Genomic DNA, 19,810 nt, shown 5'->3' with positions numbered 1-19,810 from the left:
CGATTTGTCCCCGCACAGTGATGCGCATCACGCCGTCGACCCCATAGCACCGCGGTCCGACAGCACCACTGCCGGGGCAGGTACCCCGGGCAGCCACGGACCATACGGCGCCTCCCGCCGCATCAACGGGACGGGCGCCCCGGAGGGCCTGGAGCGGGCCCGGCCCAGCCTCGGCCACGGCACCCGCGCCGCCTCCCGCAGCGGGCCCGCCCAGTCGTCCGGCGGGCAGCCCGGCACCCCCGCGCAGTACCGCAGCAGCTCGGCCGTCACCCGGGCGTCGCCCAGCGCCGTGTGCGCCGGGTACCAGCCCAGGCCCGCCGCCTCCACACAGGCCGCCAGGCCGTGGCCGCGGGCCTCCGGGAGGTGGGCGCCGGCCAGCCGCATCGTGCAGAGCAGGGGGACGGGCGGCAGCGGCACGCCGATCCGGGCGAACTCGCGCTCGAGGAAGGCGTGGTCGCAGCTCACGTGGTGGCCCACCAGGACCCGGCCGGCCAGCAGCTCCAGCAGCTGCGGGGCGATCTCCCGGAAGCGCGGGGCGCCCTCGACGTCCGCCTGGTGTATCCGGTGCACGTGGGTCGGCCCGACCGGGCCCAGCGGGTCGAGGAGGGTGGCGAACTCCGCCTCCGGGCGGAGCCCCTCGTCCAGCAGCACCACGGCGATCTCGACCACCCGGTGCCGCCACGGGCTGCGGCCGGTCGCCTCCACGTCCACCACGGCGAAGCCCCCCGCCCCCGACGGGGCTTCGGGCGTCCCAGGGGTCGGACCGGGAAGCATGGCGGCACTCCTCGTGTGCTCAGCCCCCCTCGGGCGCAAACGCGTTCGATCGTAAGCCGACGAAGCGGCCCCGGCCCAAGCCGAACCGGGGTGTCTTTGGCAACGATTCGGCGAAGCGCCCCCGCCGAGTGGCGGGGGCGCGAAGGCGCCGCGGAGGGCCGGTCAGCCGCCGAGCGCGGCGCGCAGGCGGCGCTCGTCGACCCGCCAGAAGTCGTGCTGCCGCCCGTCGATCAGGGTGACCGGGATCTGCTCCCAGTAGCGCCGGTACAGCTCCTCGTCCTGCGTGATGTCCTTCTCCTCGAAGCTCGCGCCCAGCTCGCCCGCCACCCGGACGATCACCTCCCTGGCCTCGTCGCACAGGTGGCAGCCGGGCTTGCCGACCAGGGTCACGGCGCGGTCGGCCGGCGAGGGCCGGGGGCTCTTGTCACGTCGCAGCAGTGGGCTCACCGGGCCATTGTGCGCCCGACCGGCCACCGCCCCGGCCCCGGCCGCCCGCGCCCGGGCCGGCCGGGGGCGCCGCCCGGTGTTCACCGCACGGGCACGCCGCCGTCACGGCCGCTCCTCGCCCGGCTGGCTATGCTCGATGACATGGCCGTGCTCCGAAGGCTCACCCAGGCGAGGCGTTCCCCCAGCGAGCGGACCGCCCTGGCGGGCGAGGCCGCCGCCGAGGCGGCGGAGGCCGCCCTGCGGGCCGAGCCGCAACCGGACGCCGGCACCGGGGGCCCCGCCGCGGAAGGCGCCGAGGACCGCCCCGGGAAGGCCCCCAAGGCGCCGGCCGGGAACCACACCCCCGAGCCGGACGACCCCCGGGCCGCCGCCTTCTTCGACTGCGACAACACCATCCTGCGCGGCGCCGCGATCTTCTACCTCGGCGTCGGCCTCTACCGCCGCGGCTTCCTCACCCGTCGGGACATCGCCCGGTTCGCCTGGCAGCAGGCCTGGTTCCGGCTGAACGGCGCCGAGGACCCGGACCACATCTCGGACGCCCAGCACACCGCCCTCGGCATCGTCGCCGGCAAGAGCACGGCCGACCTGGAGGTGCTCTGCGAGGAGGTCTTCGAGCAGGTCGTCGCCGACAAGATCTGGCCCGGCACCCGCGCCCTGGTGCAGATGCACCAGGACGCCGGCCAGCGGGTCTGGCTGGTCACCGCCGCCCCGCTGGAGGTGGCCAGGGTGATCGCCGGGCGGCTCGGCATGACCGGGGCCCTGGGCACCGTCGCCGAGGCCGAGGGCGGCCGTTACACCGGCCGCCTGGTCGGCGAGCTGCTGCACGGGCCCGCCAAGGCCGCCGCGGTGCGGGCGCTGGCCCGCCGCGAACACCTGGACCTGGACCGCTGCGCCGCGTACAGCGACTCAGCCAACGACATCCCGATGCTCTCGCTGGTCGGCCACCCGTACGTGGTGAACCCGGACGGAGCGCTGCGCCGCCACGCCCGGGCGCAGGGCTGGCGGGTACGGGACTTCCGGACCGGCCGGAAGGCGGCCCGGGTGGGCCTGCCAGCGGCGGTCGCGGTCGGGGTGCTCGCCGGCGCGACGGCCGCCGCGGTGGCCCTGCACCGGCGCCGCAGCTGCGCCTGACGGCTGCTCCCGGCCGCTCCTCCGACCACCTCCTCCTGCCTCCGACCGCCCCCGGGCGGACCTCCCCCGTGCAGGCGACCAGCCGTCAACGGGGGCTCTGACCTGGACCCTCGTACGGGCGAACTGCCGCCCGCCACAGGGCTTTCCGGACGCCATGAGCGAACTTGCAAGCCGGTGACCGGTTCTGATCGTTCGCCAGGCCGGGAAAGTCGGGGGTTGCCGAGCGCCACGACAGGGAAACCGCCCGCCGGACCACCGAATTGGTCACCCTGAGCGCCCGTTCGATCACGTTGAGCCGGATGAACGATGACAGCTTCGGTCAGTGTCAGCCGAATATGCGCGCCAAATGGATCCCAAGCGACCACTTCGACCACACGGTGTAGCTGTCATTGCACAAAGCGTTATTCTCTCCTGGATGCACGTCACCCACGCGCCCCGCTCGAACGGGCGGCGCGGGCGTGCTCTCCGCGCAGGCGGAGGTGATCCGTCCACAGTTCTGCCTCTGGGAGTCCCGTGTACCCACCCGTCCGGAACGACGCGCCTGCACCCTCCCGCCCGTCGTCCGCGCCCCTGCGTCCCCGCACCGGCCTCCGCGGTCGCCCCGCCACCGACCGGCAGATCTCCACCGGCCTGGACCTGCTGCGCAGCCTGCTCCGCAGCCAGCTCTCCGTCTCGCCCCAACTCGTGCCCGCCGGCGTTCCGTTCGGGCAGCCGCAGGCCGCCGGCCTGGCGCTGCGGACCACCGCCGCCGGCTCCACCGGCACCGGCTCGCGCGGCCGCAGCGGCACCGCCGGCGTCGGCCGCGGCCGCACCCGGACGGCACCCAGCCCCGGCTACGAGACCGAGCACAACCCGATCATGGAGCTGGTCGAGCGCGCCCAGGCCGGCGAGAGCGAGGCCTTCGGCCGGCTGTACGACCACTACGCGGACACCGTCTACCGCTACATCTACTACCGGGTCGGCAGCCGGGCCACCGCCGAGGACCTCACCAGCGAGACGTTTCTGCGGGCGCTGCGCCGGATCGGCACCTTCACCTGGCAGGGCCGGGACTTCGGCGCCTGGCTGGTGACCATCGCCCGGAACCTCGTCGCGGACCACTTCAAGTCCAGCCGGTTCCGGCTGGAGGTGACCACCGGCGAGATGCTCGACTCCAACGAGTGCGAGCGCAGCCCGGAGGAGTCGGTGCTGGAGTCGCTCTCCAACGCCGCCCTGCTGGAGGCGGTGCGCCGGCTCAACCCGCAGCAGCAGGAGTGCGTCACGCTCCGCTTCCTGCAGGGGCTCTCGGTGGCCGAGACCGCCCGGATCATGGGCAAGAACGAGGGCGCCATCAAGACCCTCCAGTACCGCGCCGTGCGAACCCTGGCCAGGCTGCTGCCGCCGGACGCGCGGTGAGGCGGCGGTGCCGGTGACCGCGGGCGGCATAGCGGAGGACGGGCCGGCCGGCCCGTCACCATCCGTGCGCGACCGACACGTCCGGGTGAACGGTCGGTCCGATGATCAGCCGTGCGTAACCCACCGCCCGCACCACTCGTTGGCCAGCGTGCAAGCCCCCACCAGGCGTGCGGTCAAGCCGAATTGCGACCTGTCACCCGATGGAGTGGCTTTGGCCCGCCGAGGCAACCGTCCGGCAGGCCGGGGTGTCGACAACGACGAAGGGAGGTGTGGCCCGTGACGGCAAACGTGCTGGAGCACCGACGGGCGAAGGCCTTCGCCGAGGCGCTGGAGGCCCACCAGGCGGAGCTACGCGGAGCGGACGACGCCGAATCGGCCACCACCGCTGCCGGCGGCTCCGGTTCGGCCACGACGGCCGAACTGGTCGGGCTGACCGACGTACTGGGAGCCCTGCCCGGACCGGCCCTGGACCGGGAGGTCCGGACCGTCCAACGCGCCCAGCTGATGGCCGCGTTCGAGCAGGCCTTCGCCGGCGGAGGGGGCGCGGCGGTGCCCCGCCAGCGCCGGCACCGGGCGATCCGGACGGCACCGCGCGGCCGCTGGAGCCGCCGGTTCGCGATCGGCGGACTGGTCGCCGGGCTCGCCGTCGGCAGCCTCGCCGGCGCCGCCGCGGCCAGCTCCAACGCCCTCCCCGGGGACACGCTGTACGGCATGAAGCGCGGCCTGGAAGGGCTGCGGCTCGACCTCGCGGACACCGACTCCGAACGCGGCGAACTGCTGCTCGACAACGCCGCCACCCGGCTCGGCGAGGTCAGGACGCTGGTCGGCCACGGCGACCAGGGCAGCACCCTCAGCCCGGGCACCGTCGAGCGGGTCCGGCGCGCGCTGGACGACATGCACGCCGACGCCCTCAAGGGCCGCGAGCTGCTCCGCTCGGTCTACCGCAGCAACGGCTCGCTCGACCCGATGCGCGCCCTGGCCGGCTTCGCCCACGACGAGGACGGCCGCTGGGCCGAACTGGAGGGGCAGCTGCCGGTCCAGCTCACCCAGCAGGCCCACCTGGTGAGCCAGCTCTTCGACGACATAAGCGAGGACGTCGCGCCCCTGCGCCTGGTCCCGCCCGCCACCAAGAACGGCGGGAAGACCGGCACCGGAGCGGGCGGCGGCACGGCCGGACCGACCGGCGGCGCACCCGCCGACACCACGGCCGGCGACCCGGGCACCGCGCCCGACACCGGACCGGCCCAGAAGGGCGGCACCGGGGCGAGCGGCGGCGCGGGCCGCCCCGGCGGCACCGAGCGGGCCCCGGCCAGCAGCGGGGCCAGCACCCCCGGCGGCAACGGCGCCAAGGGCGGCGGACTGCCCAGCACCCTGCCCACCAGTGCCCCGGACGCCGTCAACGGGCTCGTCGGAGACCTCACCAGCGGGCTCACCGGCGGCAAGCCCTCGCCCAGCGCCGACCCGGCCCCGCCGCAGGTGCCGCAGCCGCCCACCGGCACGCCCAGCGCCCCGGTCAGCGGCCAGCCCCAGGGCGTCGAGGTGCCCCCGCTGATCCCGGGCCTGCTGCCCGGACTGCGGATCCTCGGCGGCTGACCGAACGGCATCGAGGGCCCCGGCGATCCCCGCCGGGGCCCTCGGTCGTGCCGTCCGCGCCGTTCACCGGCCCCCGGGCGGCGGGGTCAGAAGAACACCGAGCGGCGCTGCACCAGCAGCTTGTAGAGCGTGTGCTGGATGGTCTCGCGCACCTCGTCGGCCAGGTCGAAGACCAGCATCGGGTCATCCGCCGCCTCCGGCGGGTACCCGTCGGTGGCGATCGGCTCGCCGAACCTGATGGTCCACTTGGTCGGCAGCGGCAGCACGCCCAGCGGCCCCAGCCACGGGAAGGTCGGGGTGATCGGCACGTACGGCAGGCCCAGCAACCGGGCCAGCGTCTTCACGTTGCCGATCATCGGGTAGGTCTCCTCGGCCCCGACGATCGAGCAGGGCACGATCGGCACCCCGGCCCGCAGCGCCGAGGAGACGAACCCGCCGCGGCCGAACCGCTGCAGCTTGTACCGCTCGGCGAAGGGCTTGCCGATGCCCTTGAAGCCCTCCGGCCAGACCCCGACCACCTCGCCGCGCTCCAGCAGCGCCTGGGCGTCCTCGTTGCAGGCCAGCGTGTGGCCGGCCTTGCGGGCCAGCTCGTTGACGCCCGGCAGGACGAACACCAGGTCCGCGGCGAGCATCCGCAGGTGCCGGCGCTGCGGGTGGTGGTCGTGGATGGCGACCTGGGTCATCAGGGCGTCCAGCGGAATCGTCCCGGAGTGGTTGGCGACGATCAGCGCGCCGCCCTCCGCCGGGATGTTCTCGACGCCCTGGACGTCGATCCGGAAGTACTTCTCGGCCAGCGGACGCAGCAGTCCGAGCAGCACCTCCTCGGTGAGCTCCCGGTCGAAGCCGAACTCGTCCACCTCGTAGTCGCCGGTGATCCGGCGGCGCAGGAAGGCCAGCCGGTCCGCGGCCCGGCCCTCCCAGCCCTTGCCGAACAGCCGGGTGGCGGCCGGACCGAGCTGTCCGGACAGCGCCCCGCCGACCGCGTCGGCGAGGCGGTCGGCCAGCCCGGGCCCCTCGGGCGCGGTCCAGCTGGGGGCGGACTCGATCGGGATGACCCTCGCCTCGCCCGGCGCGTTCTCGGCTGCGGCACTCATCGCGGGTTCAGCTCCTCGGTGGACGGGGGCGGTCGGTACGGGTCCGCTCGCCGGAGGCCCGCTCCGGGCCGAGCAGGCCCGCCAGCCGGTCGGTGACGGCGGCGAGCCGCTCGGGCGGCAGCAGGCCGGGCCGCTGCGCGGCGGCGAAGTCGGCGAAGGCCTCCGTGGTGGTGAAGGCCGGGCGGTAGCCGAAGGTCTCGCGCAGCCGGGTGGTGTCCACCACGCGGCCGTGGGTGAGCAGCCGCAGCTGTTCCGGCGAGACGTCGACCAGTCTGGTCTGCCGGGCCATCCCGGCCATCCAGCTGATCGCGGGCAGCAGCAGCGGCAGCGTCGGCCGGCCGAGCCGCCGGGCGCACTGGGAGAGCAGCAGGACACCCTCCCCCGCCACGTTGAACGTCCCGGTGTTGACGGTGCCCGGAACGGCCTCGCCGGCCGCCCGGCAGAGCACCTCGACGGCGTCGTCCTCGTGGACGAACTGCAGCCGGGGGTCGTAGCCGAGCACCGTCGGCAGCACCGGCAGCGCGAAGTACTCGCTGAGCGGGGTGTCCGCGTGGGGGCCGACGATGTTGGCGAAGCGCAGCACGGTGACCGCGACGTCCGGGCGGCGCCGGGCGAAGCCGCGGACGTACCCCTCGACCTCCGAGGCGTCCTTGGCGAAGCCGCCGCCGGGCGGGTTCTTCGGCTGGATCCGCTCGGTGAACACCGCCGGGTCGCGGGGCGCGGAGCCGTAGACGCCGGTGGTGGACTTCACCACCAGGCGGCGCACCCCGGGGGCCTTCTGGCAGGCGCCGAGCAGCTGCATGGTGCCGATGACATTGGACTCCTTCACCGCGGAGCGGTTGGTGGAGCCCAGACCGGTGGCGCTGACGCTGAGGTGCACCACGGTGTCCACGCCGTGCTCGGCGATCACCCGGGAGACCGCGGGCCGGCGCAGGTCGAGCTGGTGGAAGCGGTACTCGGCGGCGGGCCCGTCCGGCTCCTCGACCGGCAGCCCGGGCGGCTGCACGTCCACGCCGACCACCAGGTCCACCCCCGGTCGGCGGCGGAGCTCGGCGGCGAAGCGGGCACCGAGATGGCGCGCCACGCCGGTGACGAGTACGACCACGCCCACGGTGCTGCACCCCATTCCCAGAAGCCGAGCGGCCTGCGTGCACCGTACCGCGCCGCCGGGCCGGGCCGTGAAACGACACCGCCCGCCCGGGCCGCGAGGGCCTGGGCGGGCGGTGGAAGCGCCTGGCGCGCTGAGCGCGGCCGGGGGCGCTTACTTCTTGTTGCGACGCTGAACGCGAGTCCGCTTCAGAAGCTTGCGGTGCTTCTTCTTGGCCATACGCTTGCGACGCTTCTTGATGACAGAGCCCACGGAACAACCCTCGCTCACTGAGACTCTCGCCCGTGACGAGACGGAGTCCATACGACTGACGGAGGGCCTAGCCTACCGTCCACGGGGCCAGGGCCGTAATCGTGGTCCCCGTGACCGGGAAACACGCGGAAAATCTGCGGCGAACGGGGGCCGGATCCGCGGTCGCGGACCCGGCCCCCGCCGCCCTCGGTCTACGCGCTCTCGAGCCGCACGTAGGACTCCTTGAGGTACTCGTGCACCGCCTGCTGGGGCACCCGGAAGGACCGTCCGACCCGGATGGCCGGCAGCTCTCCGCTGTGCACCAGGCGGTACACCGTCATCTTGGACACCCGCATGACCGAGGCAACCTCCGCCACGGTCAGGAAGACGACTTCCTGCAGGGGACGCTCGCCGGAACTCATGACCATCACCCGACCCTTACCCGTGTGCAAGGCACCGGCTTCCCCTCCGGTGACTCCACCGGCACACGTGTATCCCCAGAGTAGTTATGGGTGGTACCAGTGGGAAGAGGGGAGGTGCAGTCCTCGTACGGTGAGAGATAGGACTGTTGCAGTACGTAGTCACTCGGCGGATCGCCGGAGCGCCCGTACGCAGGGCGGGAGCCGGCGGACCGGTTTCAGGCCAGCAGGCCGTGGTGGGGGAACACTGCTCGGCGGCTGGCCAGGATGGCCTGATCGAGCCGGTCGGCCGGATCGTAACCCGCGTCGAAGTCGCGCCAGGCCGGCCGGGCGCCGTCGGTCATCCGCAGCGGGGCCGGGCGGCGGGTGCGGTGGTAGACCTCGGCGCGCCAGGCCTCCGGGGTCTCGGTGGCCGGGTCGACGGGCCGCCCGGCGGCGGTCGCGACGAGATGGGTCCAGCTGCGCGGCACGACGTCCACGACGGCGTAGCCGCCCCCTCCGGTGGCGATCCAGCGGCCGCCGGTGAGCCGGTGGGCCAGCCCGTGCAGCTCCTCGGCGATCAGCCGCTGCGCGTCCACGGTGACGGCCAGGTGGGCGAGCGGGTCCTCCAGGTGGGTGTCCGCGCCGTGCTGGGTGACCAGCACCTGCGGCCGGAAGGCGGCGAGCAGCTCGGGCACCAGGGCGTGGAAGGCGCGCAGCCAGCCCGCGTCGCCGGTGCCGGCCGGCAGCGCGAGGTTGGCGGCGGTGCCGGGGGCGTCGGGGCCGCCGGTCTCGGTGGGCCAGCCGGTCTGCGGGAAGAGCGTGGCGGGGTGCTCGTGGAGCGAGACGGTGAGCACCCGGGGGTCGTCCCAGAAGACCTGCTGGACGCCGTCGCCGTGGTGGACGTCCACGTCGACGTAGGCGACCCGTTCGGCGCCGAGTTCGAGCAGCCGTGCGACGGCCAGCGCCGGGTCGTTGTAGACGCAGAAGCCGGAGGCCTTGGCGGGCATCGCGTGGTGCAGCCCGCCGGCGAAGTTCACCGCGTGCGGGGTCTCCCCGCGCCAGACTGCGTCGGCGGCGGCCACGGACTGGCCCGCGATCAGCGCGGAGGCCGAATGGACCGCCGGGAAGGCCCAGTTGTCGTCGGTGCCGAGCCCGTGCCGGGGGTCCGACAGCTCGGGGTGGGCGGCGGCGTGCTTGACCGCCTCCACGTACTCCCGGGTGTGCACCAGGTGCAGGGTGGACTCGCCGGCCGGCGGTGCGGCCCGGACGGTCACCCCGGGCCCGGCGTCCAGGCCGAGGGCCTCGACGAGGCGCATGGTGAGCGCCAGCCGGGTCGGGTCCATCGGGTGGCCGGGGCCGAAGTCGTAGGCGGTGACGGCCTCGTCCCAGAAGAGGTGCAGGCCGCAGGGGGTGTCACGCTCGGCTTCGGGCATGGCCTCCACCGTAGTGGGTGGGGGTGGCCGGGCCGCCCGCGGGGCGCGCCGGGGCGGCGGACGCGGCGCTGGTCACGCGGTGCACGTACGGCAGGTGCGGTGCGCGCGTGCGGCAACGGTGGAGGTGATTTGTTGAGGCGGTACAGACAAGAGCTGTGCGAGTACCTATGCTCTCCGCCATGAAGCCATTCAGCGTGCAACGCCTTGGGGTAATTCTCGCTGCAATACTGGGACTTGGTGTGTTCTTTGCCGCCCAACCGGCCTCCGCCACGGTCAACGGGACCAACTTCAGCGTCGACAAGTCGACCGCGAAGGCCGGTGACCAGCTGACCCTGACGCTGGCCCTCACCAACAACGAGACCAGCGACATCTACTTCGCCTACGAGTCCATCCAGCCGACCTGGCCGGCCAACCAGCTGAACGGTGCCTTCACCGTCACCGGCTGCGCCGGCGACACCGTCGACTGCACGACCAGCGGGAACAGCGCCAGCTTCCACTTCAACGCGCCGATCGTGCCGGGTGCCACCAAGACCGTCACGCTCACCGTCAAGATCACCGACACCCCGCCGTGGGACGCCACCACGCCGTACACGGTGAACTGGGCGCCTTACGTCTACTACGAGTTCGGCCAGGTGGGCGGCACCTCCACCGCCCAGGACCAGGGCTGGGCCTACGGCACCGCCAGCCTGGCGACCACGATCCTGGGCTGATCCCGCCCGCCCTTGCCCGCCCCGCCCCCGTCCCCGCCCTCAGCCGGCGGGGGCGGGGGCCAACGCCGGTGCCGGCGAGAACCGCTCGGCCAACGGCAGCACGGCGAGCACCAGCAGCATCGGGGCGAGCAGCGCCCAGCGGTACGAGCCGGCGTCCGCCAGCGCCCCGACCAGCGGCGAACCGATCAGGAACCCCACGTAGTTGAAGAGGTTCAGCCGCGCCACCGCGGCGTCCGAGTCGGCCGGGAACAGCCGGCCGCCGGCCGCGAACACCTGCGGGATGATCGCGCAGATGCCGAAGCCCAGCACGGTGAACCCGGCGATGCCCGCCCAGGGCGCCGGCGCCGCGGCGGCCAGCGCGAAGCCGAGCGCGGCCAGCCCGGCACCGGCCCGGACCACCCCGACCGCGCCCCAGCGCTGCACCGCGCGGTCGCCCAGGGCCCGGCCGAGCAGCATCGCCACCATGTAGCCGAGGTAGGAGAGCTTGGCGACGTCCTCGGCGCTGCCCAGGCCGTCGGTCAGGTACTTGACGCTGTAGTTGGAGACCGAGGCGTCCGCGATGTACGCGAACGCCATCGCCAGGCAGAGCGGCAGCAGCGGCCGCCAGGGGATGGAGCGGGCGGCGGCCTCGGCGGCCTCCCGGACGGCGTCGCCGAGTTCGACCGGCCCGGCGAACCTGGTACCGGTCAGCAGGGCCAGCGGGGCGATCACCGCGGCGGCGGTGCCGAACAGCACCGGCAGGCCCAGGTCGTAGTGCGAGCCCAGCCCGGCGACCGCCGCACCCACGATGCCGCCGAGGCTGAACGCGGCATGGAAACCGATCATGATCGACCGGCCGTAGCGGTGCTGCAGCCCCACCCCCAGCATGTTCATGCTGGCGTCCAGCGCCCCGACCAGCAGCCCGAACGCGCCCAGCGCGAGGGCGAGTTGCCAGAGCGAGCCGCCGAGCCCGGCACCCGCGAGGCTGAGGCACACCAGCGGCTGGACCACCCGCAGCACGGCCCGGGCACCCGTGCGCTTCACCAGCTGTTCGGAGGTGATCGAGCCGACCCCGGCGAGGACCGGCACGGCGGCCAGGAAGACCGGCAGCATGCCGTCGCTCAGCCCGTACCGGTGCTGGATCTCCGGGATGCAGGTCACCAGCAGGGCGAAGGTGACGCCCTGGAGCAGGAAGCTCACGGCGAGCGCGGCCCGCCCGGCGCGCAGGGCGGGCGGTGCCGCGGGCGGGGCCCCGGGGGGTGTCTCGGGTGTCGCGGGTGGCGCCTCACGCATGCGGGACCTCGCTACCGGCCGGTACGACGATGTTGGCGAGAGCGTAGGGGGTGGGCCGCGATTGCGGGAGGGGTCGCGCAGGGACTTTCCGTGCACGGGGCCGCGCAGGGGCCTTCCGTGCACGGGGCCGCACAGCGACCTTCCGCGCACCGGGCCGCGGCGGGCCCCGGCGCGGACTCGGCGCCCCCGGGGCGCGCCTCGTGGACCTCGCCCCGGCGGTGATCCGCGGGACGCGTCCCGGGTCCGGCTACTTCCCGCCGGAGGCGAGCTCCCGGGAGCGGTCCCGGGCCGCCTCCAGGGCGCCCAGCAGCGCGGCCCGCACCCCGTGGTTCTCCAGCTCCCGGATGGCCGCGATGGTGGTGCCGGCCGGCGAGGTGACCGCCTCGCGCAGCTTCACCGGGTGCTCCCCGGAGTCCCGCAGCATCACCGAGGCGCCGATCGCGGACTGCACGATCAGGTCGTGCGCCACCTGCCGGGGCAGACCGAGCAGGATGCCCGCGTCGGTCATCGCCTCGACCAGGAAGTAGAAGTAGGCCGGCCCGGAGCCGGACAGCGCGGTGGCCGCGTCCTGCTGGGACTCCGGCAACCGCAGCGCCTTGCCGACCGAGCTGAAGATCTCCTCGGCGCGCTCCAGGTGCTCCTCCGTCGCGTGCGAGCCGCCGGAGATGACGCTCATCCCCTCGTCCACCAGGACGGGCGTGTTGGGCATCACCCGGACCACCGGGGTGCCGGCCGCCAGCCGCTCCTCGAACCAGGCGGTGGGGACGCCCGCCGCGGCCGAGATCACCAGCCGGTCCGCGGCGACGTGCGGCGCCAGCTCCTCCAGCAGGCTGCCCATGTCCTGCGGCTTGACGGCCAGGATCAGGGTGTCGGCGAGCTTCGCCGCCTCGGCGTTGGAGACCGCCGCCACGCCGTGGCGGGCGGCCAGTTCGGCGGCGCGCTCGGGGCGGCGGGCGGTCACCAGGACGTCCGCCGGGTCCTTGCCGGCCCGCAGCAGACCGGAGAGCAGGGCCTCGCCGATCTTGCCGGTGCCCAGGAAGGCGATCTTCTGTCCGTGTGCTGCGCTGGCGCCCATGGCTGCTCCTTACCCTCGGTACTGCGGCCATCCTCGCACCGTGCGGGGGCGGCCGCGGGGACCGTCCAGCCCGTGGTCCGCCCACTCCGGTGGTCGGCACCCGGCCACCGGCGCACCGCCGCACCGCCGCACCGCCGGCCACCGGCCACCGGCCACCGGCCGCCGGCCGCCGCCGGCCGCCGCCCCGAGCCGACCCCTCAGGGGAAAGTCCGGGGCATCCCCTATGGCCTCCGCGTCCGCGCGGGCGCACCGTGGAGCCATGGCACACGACGAAATGTCCCGACGTGAGAACCGGCAACTCGCCGTCGCCTCGGCGGCCGTGGGCCCGTGGCGGACCGCCGCGGGGGTCGGTGCGGTGGTGGGTGCGACCGCCCTGGGGATCGACGCGATCTCCGGGGACTGGTCACTGGGCATGCTGGCCGGGCCGGCCGGCTGGGCCCTGTTCTTCTTCTTCCTGGTCGGCACCGTCGGCGGGCAGCTGCGCCGCGACACCGGTGACCGCCGGCTGCGCCGCTGGTCGAACGAGCACCCGTGGCGGGCCGCCCTCCCGGCGGCCGGCGGGCTCCTCGTGCTGGACGTGCTGGCGCAGTGGTTCCTCGGCGACTCCAGCCTGTTCGGCGCCTTCTTCCTGGCCCTGCTGCCGGCCGGCGTCCTGCTGGCCGTCGCCGGGGTCGTGGGGTCGGTGAAGCAGGCCCGCGGCAAGGACTGACACCGGCACAGACCGGGGCAAGAAGGGGTGAAACGCCACGCCTCGCACACGCGTTCACCACATGGTGTGCCCCCGATCGACGAATCGTCACCGCCCGTCGTCATACTGGCGCGATGCCGATAGCCGAAGATCCGGAACCGCGCCCCGCCGAGGGCCGCGAGCCGGGCGGGTCCGACCCGTCCGGAGCGGGCGGGAAGGACCCGTTCGCCGACCTCGTCCTGGACGAGGAGTTCATCAAGGGCGCCACCGTCCAGGAGCAGTCCGGGCGCACCCGGATGCTGGCCGCCCGGTGGAAGCACACCCCGCCGGTCGATCCGGGCGGCCGCCGCTCCGTCAACGACGGCCCGGCGAAGGCGGCCGGCCGCAGGTTCGGCCGCAAGCCGAAGGCCCCGGCCCTCGATGCCTGGGGCAATCCGCGCCCGCGCCGCCGGCCGGAGTGGCGCGCGCCGCTCTACGTCGTCCTCACCATCGCCGTGCTGCTCGCCGCGCTCAACATCGACGGGCTGCGCAGCTGGTACGACACCCGCTACGGGAACGGCTCCGGCAACGGGCCGGCCGCCGCCCGCACCCCGGCCGCCCCCGTCGCCCCGGAGACGGCGAAGCCCACCGCCGCCCCCTCCGCGGCCGCCGACCAGCAGCCGACCGTCGACCACCCCTGGAAGGGCTCCCCCGTGGAGGGCTGGCCGACCTCGATGGACGACTTCAAGCCCGTGGACGAGCCGGCCGCGACCGGCGTGTTCGGCGCCGACCAGGTCGCCGCCCAGGTCGCGCTGGTGAAGGGCTACCTCGCCGCGGCCAACATGGACCCCAAGGTCATCGGCGGCGCCCGGCCGGACGCCGCGCTGGCCATGCTGGAGCGGGACCAGCAGGACGACCTGAACGCGGCGCTGGCCAAGCCGTCCGAGGAGCACGACCCCACCAGGGACTTCGCCCGCTTCGACCCGCGCGAGGCGATCCTGGCGACCGACACCGTCAAGGTGCAGGGCCGGATCACCGTCGAGGGCGACGGCGACAAGGGCGTCCTGGTGCACACCGACTTCACCTACGTGTACGCCCTGCGCCCGGGCCCGGAGGCCGCCCAGCGGGCCGCCTCCCCCCGGCCCGCGCCGAGCGCTCCCCCGGCGACGAAGCAGCCGGCCGCGCCGTCCGGCGGCACGGCCAAGCCGGTGGGCCTGGTGCTGCCGGCCGCGGACGTCGCGGGCGACACCTGGACCACCCGCACCATCGTCCGCAAGCAGGAGGACTTCCGCTTCTACGACCCGGCCCGGTACCGGGTCAACCCGAAGAAGCTGAGCTTCGCCAAGTCCTCGTCGGACATCGGCAACAGCGCGTGCGACGTCTACGACGGCTTCCTGCACCCGCAGTTCGACCAGTTCGCGGAGCTCGCCCACCCCGGCTCCACGCCGACCGGGCCGGCCACCGACCCCTACGACCGGACGAAGGACATCCAGGAGAGCGCCGCCTGCGGCACCCTCAGCCGGAACTGACCGCTCAGCGCCGGCGCTTGCCCCGGCCCGGCGCCCCGGCGCCGGGCCGGCCGCTGCGGTCGGCCCGGCGCTTGCCGTACTGGGCGAGGGCCCGCTCGTGGGCGGCCCGGTTGACCGCCTCGCCGGGGGCCTCGGTGAGGCTGCGGACGAAGTAGGCGAGCAGCGAGCCGACCCCGCCGATCAGCCAGACCGCGCCGAGTGAGCGGTCCTCCGTCATCCAGCCGGTCAGCCGGTCCTTGCCCTCCGTGAGCACCTTCCAGGTGCGCAGCGCGGCCATCAGCGAACAGATCGCGATGGCCGCGGTCAGCAGCCCGTTGAGGAAGCCGCCGCCGTCGGAGAGGGCGACGCCCTCGACGCCGAGGCGCAGCGCGAACGCACCGGCCGCCGCGGCGACCAGCGCACCGGCCGACACCGCGACGCGGCGCAGCCAGTAGCCGTTGTCCCGCTCGACCCAGCTGGTGCCGAACCAGCGGATCGGGTCCGGCTCGGGGGCGCCGACGGGCTGGGGGGCGGGGGCGGGGGGCTGCTCGTTCACGGGGTCGATTATCCCCCGGACGCCGGAAGCGGCGGAGGAGCCGTCCCGGACTGCGGGACGGCTCCTCCGCCGTCGTCGTCGGGCCGGGCCCGGACGGCTGCCGGGCGGCCGCCCGGCAGCGGGCTCAGCCCAGCTTGCTCACGTCGCGCACGGCGCCCTTGTCGGCGGAGGTGGCCATCGCCGCGTAGGCGCGCAGCGCCTGGCTGACCTGGCGGTCGCGGTTCTTCGGGCGGTAGCCGCCGCCGGCCTCCAGCGCGCGGCGGCGCTCGTCCAGCACCTCGGCGGGCACCTCCAGGGAGATCCTCCGGCCCGGGATGTCGATGGCGATGGTGTCGCCGTCCTCGACCAGGGCGATCGTCCCGCCGGAGGCGGCCTCCGGGGAGGCGTGGCCGATGGACAGGCCCGAGGTGCCGCCGGAGAAGCGGCCGTCGGTGACCAGCGCGCAGGCCTTGCCCAGGCCCCGGCCCTTGAGGAAGGAGGTCGGGTAGAGCATCTCCTGCATGCCCGGACCGCCCTTGGGGCCCTCGTAGCGGATGACGACGACGTCGCCCTCCTTGACCCGCTTGGCGAGGATCGCCTCGACCGCGTCCTCCTGCGACTCCACGACGACGGCCGGGCCGCTGAACGTCCAGATCGACTCGTCGACGCCGGCGGTCTTCACGATGCAGCCGTCCTCGGCGAGGTTGCCGTACAGGACGGCGAGGCCGCCCTCCACCGAGTAGGCGTGCTCGACGCTGCGGATGCAGCCCCCGGCGGCGTCGGTGTCCAGCGATTCCCAGCGCTCGGACTGCGAGAAGGCCTCGGCGGAGCGGACGCAGCCGGGCGCGGCGTGCCACAGCTCGACGGCCTCCGCGGACGGCGAACCGCCCCGCACGTCCCAGGTCTTGAGCCACTCGGCGAGCGAGCCGGAGTGCACCGTGTGGACGTCCTCGTTGAGCATCCCGCCGCGGTACAGCTCGCCGAGGATGGCCGGGATGCCGCCGGCCCGGTGGACGTCCTCCATGTAGTACGAGCCGTTCGGCGCGACCTTGGAGAGGCAGGGCACCCGGCGGGAGACCGCGTCGATGGCCCGCATGTCGAAGTCCAGCTCGGCCTCCTGGGCGGCGGCGAGCAGGTGCAGGATGGTGTTGGTCGAGCCGCCCATGGCGATGTCCAGAGCCATGGCGTTCTCGAAGGCCGCGCGGGTGGCGATCGCGCGCGGGAGCACCGAGGCGTCGTCCTGGCCGTAGTGGCGGTTGGTGATCTCGACGACGGTCCGGCCGGCGGCCTCGTAGAGGGCGCGGCGGGCGGTGTGGGTGGCGAGCACCGAGCCGTTGCCGGGCAGCGAGAGGCCGATGGCCTCGGTGAGGCAGTTCATCGAGTTGGCGGTGAACATGCCGGAACACGAGCCGCAGGTCGGGCAGGCGTTCTCCTCGATGATCGCGATGTCCTCGTCGGAGACGTTCTCGTTGACGGCCTGCGAGATCGCGTCGACCAGGTCGAGCTTGCGCACCGTGCCGTCCACCAGGGTGGCCTTGCCGGCCTCCATGGGCCCGCCGGAGACGAAGACGGTCGGGATGTTGAGGCGCAGCGCGGCCATCAGCATGCCCGGGGTGATCTTGTCGCAGTTGGAGATGCAGATCAGCGCGTCGGCGCAGTGCGCGTTGACCATGTACTCGACCGAGTCGGCGATCAGGTCGCGCGAGGGCAGCGAGTAGAGCATGCCGCCGTGGCCCATCGCGATGCCGTCGTCCACGGCGATGGTGTTGAACTCGCGCGGGATGCCGCCCGCCTGCTTGATCGCCTCGGAGACGATCCGGCCGACCGGCTGCAGGTGGGTGTGGCCGGGCACGAACTCGGTGAAGGAGTTGGCGACCGCGATGATCGGCTTGCCGAAGTCCTCGCGGGCTACGCCGGCGGCCCGGAGAAGCGCCCGGGCGCCTGCCATGTTGCGACCGTGGGTGACCGTACGGGACCTCAGCTCGGGCACTGTGCTCCACTCCTTCGGGGCTGTCGCCGGCGCCCCGCTGGTGGGAGGGTGCGGGGGCCGCTGTGGCTACGAGCCTACGCCCGCGGTCCAGGCGGCGGACGGCCCGTCCGCGATGCGGTCAGGCGGACGGGCCGTTCGGGGGTGTGCGGGGCGGGGCCGTTCGGGGGGTGGGGGTGTGGGGCGGGCCCTTCGGAGGTGTGCGGGGCGGGGGTGTGGCCAGGGCGCCGGGGTGGGCCGGGTCAGGCCGGGGTGTCCGGGGTGATCGCCACCGCCAGCTCCAGGGCGTAGCGCTCGACCAGCCGGCCGTCCGGGAACTCCGCGGTCATCGCGACCCGCTCGGCTTCCAGCAGCGGCGCGCGCTCCTCGGGCCCGAGGGAGGCCATGAACGAGCGGGAGGTGAGGTCGGCCAGCACCTCGTCCACGGTGACCCTCCGCCCCCAGCGCAGCACCGCGCGCTCGACCCTCAGGCCGGCCGCCGCGAAGTGGGCGACGTGACCGGCGACCCCGCCGTAGCCGTGGTAGCGGTCCCCCAGCGCCGCGGTCATCCGCTCGACCCGGGCCCGGACCCACGGCACGGTCTCGTCCGGGATGTTCCACCAGGCGGCCAGGGCGCCACCGGGCCGCAGCACCCGGACCGCCTCGGGGACGGCCAGTTCGGGGCGGGTCCAGTGGAAGGCCTGGGCGTAGGTGACCAGGTCGGCGGAGCCGTCGTGGAACGGCAGTTCGTCGCCGCCGGCCCGGACCAGCGGCAGCCCCGGCGACGAGGCCAGGAACTGGGCGGCCATGCCCGCGCTGGGCTCCACCGCGACGACGTCCGCCCCGCGGGCGGCGAGCAGGCGGGTGGCGATGCCGGTGCCGGCGCCGACGTCCAGGACCCGGGCGCTCTTCAGGCTGCGGCCGGACAACCGCTCCACCGCGTCGAACAGCTCCTCCGGGTAGCCCGGCCGGCCGCGGCCGTACTCGACGGCGACCCCGCCGAAGCTCCGCGCCGCCTCCAGCCGCCCCTGATCCTGGCCCCGGCCCTGGTGCTGATCCTCCGTCATGGCTTCCCCTCCGCACGGTGGTTCGCGCCCTCACGAGCGCGGTCTCTCAGCGTACGCGCGACGGGGTGGCCAGGTGCAGGCGGGTGAAAGCCAGGGCCTCGGCCAGATCGGCCTCGCGTTCGGCGGGCGACGCGGAACGCCGGGTGTTGACCTCCAGCACCACGTGACCGTCGAAGCCGGTGCGGGCCAGGTGCTCCAGCAGCTCGGCGCAGGGCTGCTTGCCGCGGCCGGGGATCAGGTGCTCGTCCTTGCCCGAGCCGCTGCCGTCGGCCAGGTGGACGTGCGCCAGCCGGTCGCCCATCCGCTCGACCATGGCGAAGGTGTCGATCCGCGAGGTCGCGACGTGCGAGAGGTCGATGGTGAAGTGCCGGTACTCCTCGTCGGTGACGTCCCAGCCGGGCGCGTAGGCCAGCACCTCGCGGTCGCGGTAGCGCCACGGGTACATGTTCTCGACCGCGAAGCGGACGTCGGTCTCGCCCGCCATCCGGTTGATGCCCGTCACGAAGTCCCGGGCGTACTGGCGCTGCCAGCGGAACGGCGGGTGGACCACGACCGCGCTCGCACCGAGCTTCTCCGCCGCCGCCCGGGCCCGGACCAGCTTGGTCCACGGGTCGGTGGTCCACACCCGCTGGGTGATCAGCAGACAGGGCGCGTGCACGGCCAGGATCGGCATCCGGTGGGCGTCGGAGAGACGGCGCAGCGCGTCGACGTCCTGACTGACCGGATCGTTCCAGACCATCACCTCGACCCCGTCGTAGCCGAGCTTGGCGGCCAGCTCGAACGCCACGGCGGTGCTCGCCGGGTACACCGAGGCGGTGGACAGGACCACCTTGGTGTCCGGAATGTGCAGGGTCGGGTGCGGGGGCAGCACCAGCCGGTCGGTGGTGCGCAGCAGCGGGGGGCGGGCGGCGTCGCGCCGGGCGGCCTTGACCGAGCGCACCGACTGGACGGCGGCCTTGGCGGCACCGGCGGCCCGGGCGGTGCGGGTCTCCCGGGGCGCGGCGGTGGCGGCGGCCTTCCGCGTGCCGGGCTTGCGTACACCGGCCTTCTTCGGCTCGGCCTTGCTCGGCTCGGCCTTCGCGAGGGCGGGCTTCGGGGGCTCCGGACTCTTCGGGTCGGCCGCCGTGGGGGCGGGCTTCGCGGGAGCGCCCTTCGTGGGGGCGGGCTTCGTGGGAGCGCCCTTCGTGGGGGCGGGCTTCGCGGGGTCGGACGTCTTCGAGGCCGTCCTCCTGCGCGCGGGCCGCTTCGGCTCCGGGGCCCTGGTCTCCGGGTCCTCGGGCTCCGTCTCGGGACGCCCGGTCCCGGAGTGCTCGGAGCCGGGTGCCTCCGGGCCGGCGGACTTCTCGGCGGCGGGCTTCCGGACGTCGGGCTTCCGAGGGGAGGACCTCTCGGCGGAGGACCTCTCG

General features: G+C 74.4%; 19 protein-coding genes. 6 read left to right on the top strand and 13 right to left on the bottom strand.

The features are described 5' to 3' along the window. Positions 1–27: 27 nt before the first annotated feature. Together ACIRS1_RS16345 and ACIRS1_RS16340 are read right to left on the bottom strand one after the other, a co-directional pair. The gene (locus ACIRS1_RS16345; RefSeq protein WP_360212794.1) at positions 28–774 is read right to left on the bottom strand and encodes a 3'-5' exonuclease; all 747 of its coding nucleotides are present in this window, start codon (positions 772–774) and stop codon (positions 28–30) included. Between the two features lie 162 nt (positions 775–936). Beyond that, positions 937–1,221 (bottom strand): glutaredoxin family protein, encoded by a 285-nt coding sequence (locus ACIRS1_RS16340; protein ID WP_402840008.1) that lies wholly within the window; start codon positions 1,219–1,221, stop codon positions 937–939. A 141-nt stretch (positions 1,222–1,362) separates the two neighbouring features. On the opposite strand from ACIRS1_RS16340, the gene ACIRS1_RS16335 reads away from it, so the two are divergent. The 3 genes from ACIRS1_RS16335 to ACIRS1_RS16325 all read left to right on the top strand — a co-directional run bounded on the left by ACIRS1_RS16335 (position 1,363) and on the right by ACIRS1_RS16325 (position 5,337). Further along, the gene (locus ACIRS1_RS16335) at positions 1,363–2,352 is read left to right on the top strand and encodes an HAD family hydrolase (RefSeq protein ID WP_402840005.1); all 990 of its coding nucleotides are present in this window, start codon (positions 1,363–1,365) and stop codon (positions 2,350–2,352) included. 618 nt (positions 2,353–2,970) lie between these two features. Then, entirely contained in the window at positions 2,971–3,744 is a 774-nt protein-coding gene (locus ACIRS1_RS16330; RefSeq protein WP_360212815.1) for an ECF subfamily RNA polymerase sigma factor, BldN family, read from the top strand. 276 nt (positions 3,745–4,020) lie between these two features. Continuing rightward, the gene (locus tag ACIRS1_RS16325; RefSeq protein ID WP_402840002.1) at positions 4,021–5,337 is read left to right on the top strand and encodes a DUF5667 domain-containing protein; all 1,317 of its coding nucleotides are present in this window, start codon (positions 4,021–4,023) and stop codon (positions 5,335–5,337) included. Between the two features lie 86 nt (positions 5,338–5,423). On the opposite strand, the gene ACIRS1_RS16320 is transcribed toward ACIRS1_RS16325, so the two are convergent. The 5 genes from ACIRS1_RS16320 to ACIRS1_RS16300 all read right to left on the bottom strand — a co-directional run bounded on the left by ACIRS1_RS16320 (position 5,424) and on the right by ACIRS1_RS16300 (position 9,604). After that, on the bottom strand, positions 5,424–6,431 hold the full coding sequence (locus ACIRS1_RS16320; protein WP_360212786.1) for a lysophospholipid acyltransferase family protein: 1,008 nt from the start codon (positions 6,429–6,431) through the stop codon (positions 5,424–5,426). A gap of 7 nt (positions 6,432–6,438) precedes the next feature. Further along, complete coding sequence (locus ACIRS1_RS16315; RefSeq protein ID WP_387902090.1) at positions 6,439–7,542, bottom strand: NAD-dependent epimerase/dehydratase family protein; 1,104 nt, start codon at positions 7,540–7,542, stop codon at positions 6,439–6,441. A gap of 150 nt (positions 7,543–7,692) precedes the next feature. After that, complete coding sequence (locus tag ACIRS1_RS16310; RefSeq protein WP_003948845.1) at positions 7,693–7,791, bottom strand: 30S ribosomal protein bS22; 99 nt, start codon at positions 7,789–7,791, stop codon at positions 7,693–7,695. 191 nt (positions 7,792–7,982) lie between these two features. Beyond that, positions 7,983–8,192 (bottom strand): helix-turn-helix domain-containing protein, encoded by a 210-nt coding sequence (locus ACIRS1_RS16305; protein WP_063351305.1) that lies wholly within the window; start codon positions 8,190–8,192, stop codon positions 7,983–7,985. 215 nt (positions 8,193–8,407) lie between these two features. Beyond that, positions 8,408–9,604 carry an acetoin utilization protein AcuC gene (locus tag ACIRS1_RS16300; protein WP_402839998.1) on the bottom strand — a complete coding sequence of 399 codons (1,197 nt, stop codon included), beginning with the start codon at positions 9,602–9,604 and terminating at the stop codon, positions 8,408–8,410. Between the two features lie 239 nt (positions 9,605–9,843). On the opposite strand from ACIRS1_RS16300, the gene ACIRS1_RS16295 reads away from it, so the two are divergent. Beyond that, entirely contained in the window at positions 9,844–10,314 is a 471-nt protein-coding gene (locus tag ACIRS1_RS16295; protein WP_387902088.1) for a hypothetical protein, read from the top strand. A 39-nt stretch (positions 10,315–10,353) separates the two neighbouring features. Here ACIRS1_RS16295 and ACIRS1_RS16290 read toward each other — a convergent pair whose 3' ends face one another. Beyond that, positions 10,354–11,586 carry an MFS transporter gene (locus tag ACIRS1_RS16290; RefSeq protein WP_402839995.1) on the bottom strand — a complete coding sequence of 411 codons (1,233 nt, stop codon included), beginning with the start codon at positions 11,584–11,586 and terminating at the stop codon, positions 10,354–10,356. A 247-nt stretch (positions 11,587–11,833) separates the two neighbouring features. After that, positions 11,834–12,661 carry a pyrroline-5-carboxylate reductase gene (proC, locus tag ACIRS1_RS16285; RefSeq protein WP_402839992.1) on the bottom strand — a complete coding sequence of 276 codons (828 nt, stop codon included), beginning with the start codon at positions 12,659–12,661 and terminating at the stop codon, positions 11,834–11,836. Positions 12,662–12,920: 259 nt separating this feature from the next. Here proC and ACIRS1_RS16280 point away from each other — a divergent pair, with 259 nt between their 5' ends. Next, positions 12,921–13,370: a hypothetical protein gene (locus ACIRS1_RS16280; protein ID WP_402839989.1), complete on the top strand. Its 450-nt coding sequence runs from the start codon at positions 12,921–12,923 to the stop codon at positions 13,368–13,370. Between the two features lie 113 nt (positions 13,371–13,483). After that, positions 13,484–14,857 (top strand): hypothetical protein, encoded by a 1,374-nt coding sequence (locus tag ACIRS1_RS16275; protein WP_360212772.1) that lies wholly within the window; start codon positions 13,484–13,486, stop codon positions 14,855–14,857. 4 nt (positions 14,858–14,861) lie between these two features. Here ACIRS1_RS16275 and ACIRS1_RS16270 read toward each other — a convergent pair whose 3' ends face one another. The 4 genes from ACIRS1_RS16270 to ACIRS1_RS16255 form a co-directional block, all read right to left on the bottom strand. Then, on the bottom strand, positions 14,862–15,392 hold the full coding sequence (locus ACIRS1_RS16270) for a hypothetical protein (protein WP_402839986.1): 531 nt from the start codon (positions 15,390–15,392) through the stop codon (positions 14,862–14,864). A 124-nt stretch (positions 15,393–15,516) separates the two neighbouring features. After that, positions 15,517–17,361, bottom strand: coding sequence for a dihydroxy-acid dehydratase (gene ilvD, locus ACIRS1_RS16265; RefSeq protein ID WP_360212768.1), 1,845 nt, complete (start codon positions 17,359–17,361; stop codon positions 15,517–15,519). A gap of 239 nt (positions 17,362–17,600) precedes the next feature. Beyond that, positions 17,601–18,404, bottom strand: coding sequence for a class I SAM-dependent methyltransferase (locus ACIRS1_RS16260; protein ID WP_402839983.1), 804 nt, complete (start codon positions 18,402–18,404; stop codon positions 17,601–17,603). 46 nt (positions 18,405–18,450) lie between these two features. After that, positions 18,451–19,254: a sugar phosphate isomerase/epimerase family protein gene (locus ACIRS1_RS16255; protein ID WP_402840053.1), complete on the bottom strand. Its 804-nt coding sequence runs from the start codon at positions 19,252–19,254 to the stop codon at positions 18,451–18,453. Positions 19,255–19,810 lie beyond the last annotated feature (556 nt).

The sequence above is a fragment of the Kitasatospora sp. NPDC101176 genome (assembly GCF_044768035.1).
GTDB lineage: Bacteria > Actinomycetota > Actinomycetes > Streptomycetales > Streptomycetaceae > Kitasatospora.
This window is presented reverse-complemented; position numbering and strand designations above follow the sequence as displayed.

What these genes read in the sequence shown, in the direction of transcription:
- ACIRS1_RS16345 (WP_360212794.1), bottom strand. Translation starts at nt 774, where the DNA reads ATGCTTCCCGGTCCGACCCCTGGGACGCCCGAAGCCCCGTCGGGGGCG.
- ACIRS1_RS16335 (WP_402840005.1), top strand. Translation starts at nt 1,363, where the DNA reads ATGGCCGTGCTCCGAAGGCTCACCCAGGCGAGGCGTTCCCCCAGCGAG.
- ACIRS1_RS16320 (WP_360212786.1), bottom strand. Translation starts at nt 6,431, where the DNA reads ATGAGTGCCGCAGCCGAGAACGCGCCGGGCGAGGCGAGGGTCATCCCG.
- ACIRS1_RS16305 (WP_063351305.1), bottom strand. Translation starts at nt 8,192, where the DNA reads ATGAGTTCCGGCGAGCGTCCCCTGCAGGAAGTCGTCTTCCTGACCGTG.
- ACIRS1_RS16300 (WP_402839998.1), bottom strand. Translation starts at nt 9,604, where the DNA reads ATGCCCGAAGCCGAGCGTGACACCCCCTGCGGCCTGCACCTCTTCTGG.
- ACIRS1_RS16290 (WP_402839995.1), bottom strand. Translation starts at nt 11,586, where the DNA reads ATGCGTGAGGCGCCACCCGCGACACCCGAGACACCCCCCGGGGCCCCG.
- proC (WP_402839992.1), bottom strand. Translation starts at nt 12,661, where the DNA reads ATGGGCGCCAGCGCAGCACACGGACAGAAGATCGCCTTCCTGGGCACC.
- ACIRS1_RS16280 (WP_402839989.1), top strand. Translation starts at nt 12,921, where the DNA reads ATGGCACACGACGAAATGTCCCGACGTGAGAACCGGCAACTCGCCGTC.
- ACIRS1_RS16275 (WP_360212772.1), top strand. Translation starts at nt 13,484, where the DNA reads ATGCCGATAGCCGAAGATCCGGAACCGCGCCCCGCCGAGGGCCGCGAG.
- ACIRS1_RS16260 (WP_402839983.1), bottom strand. Translation starts at nt 18,404, where the DNA reads ATGACGGAGGATCAGCACCAGGGCCGGGGCCAGGATCAGGGGCGGCTG.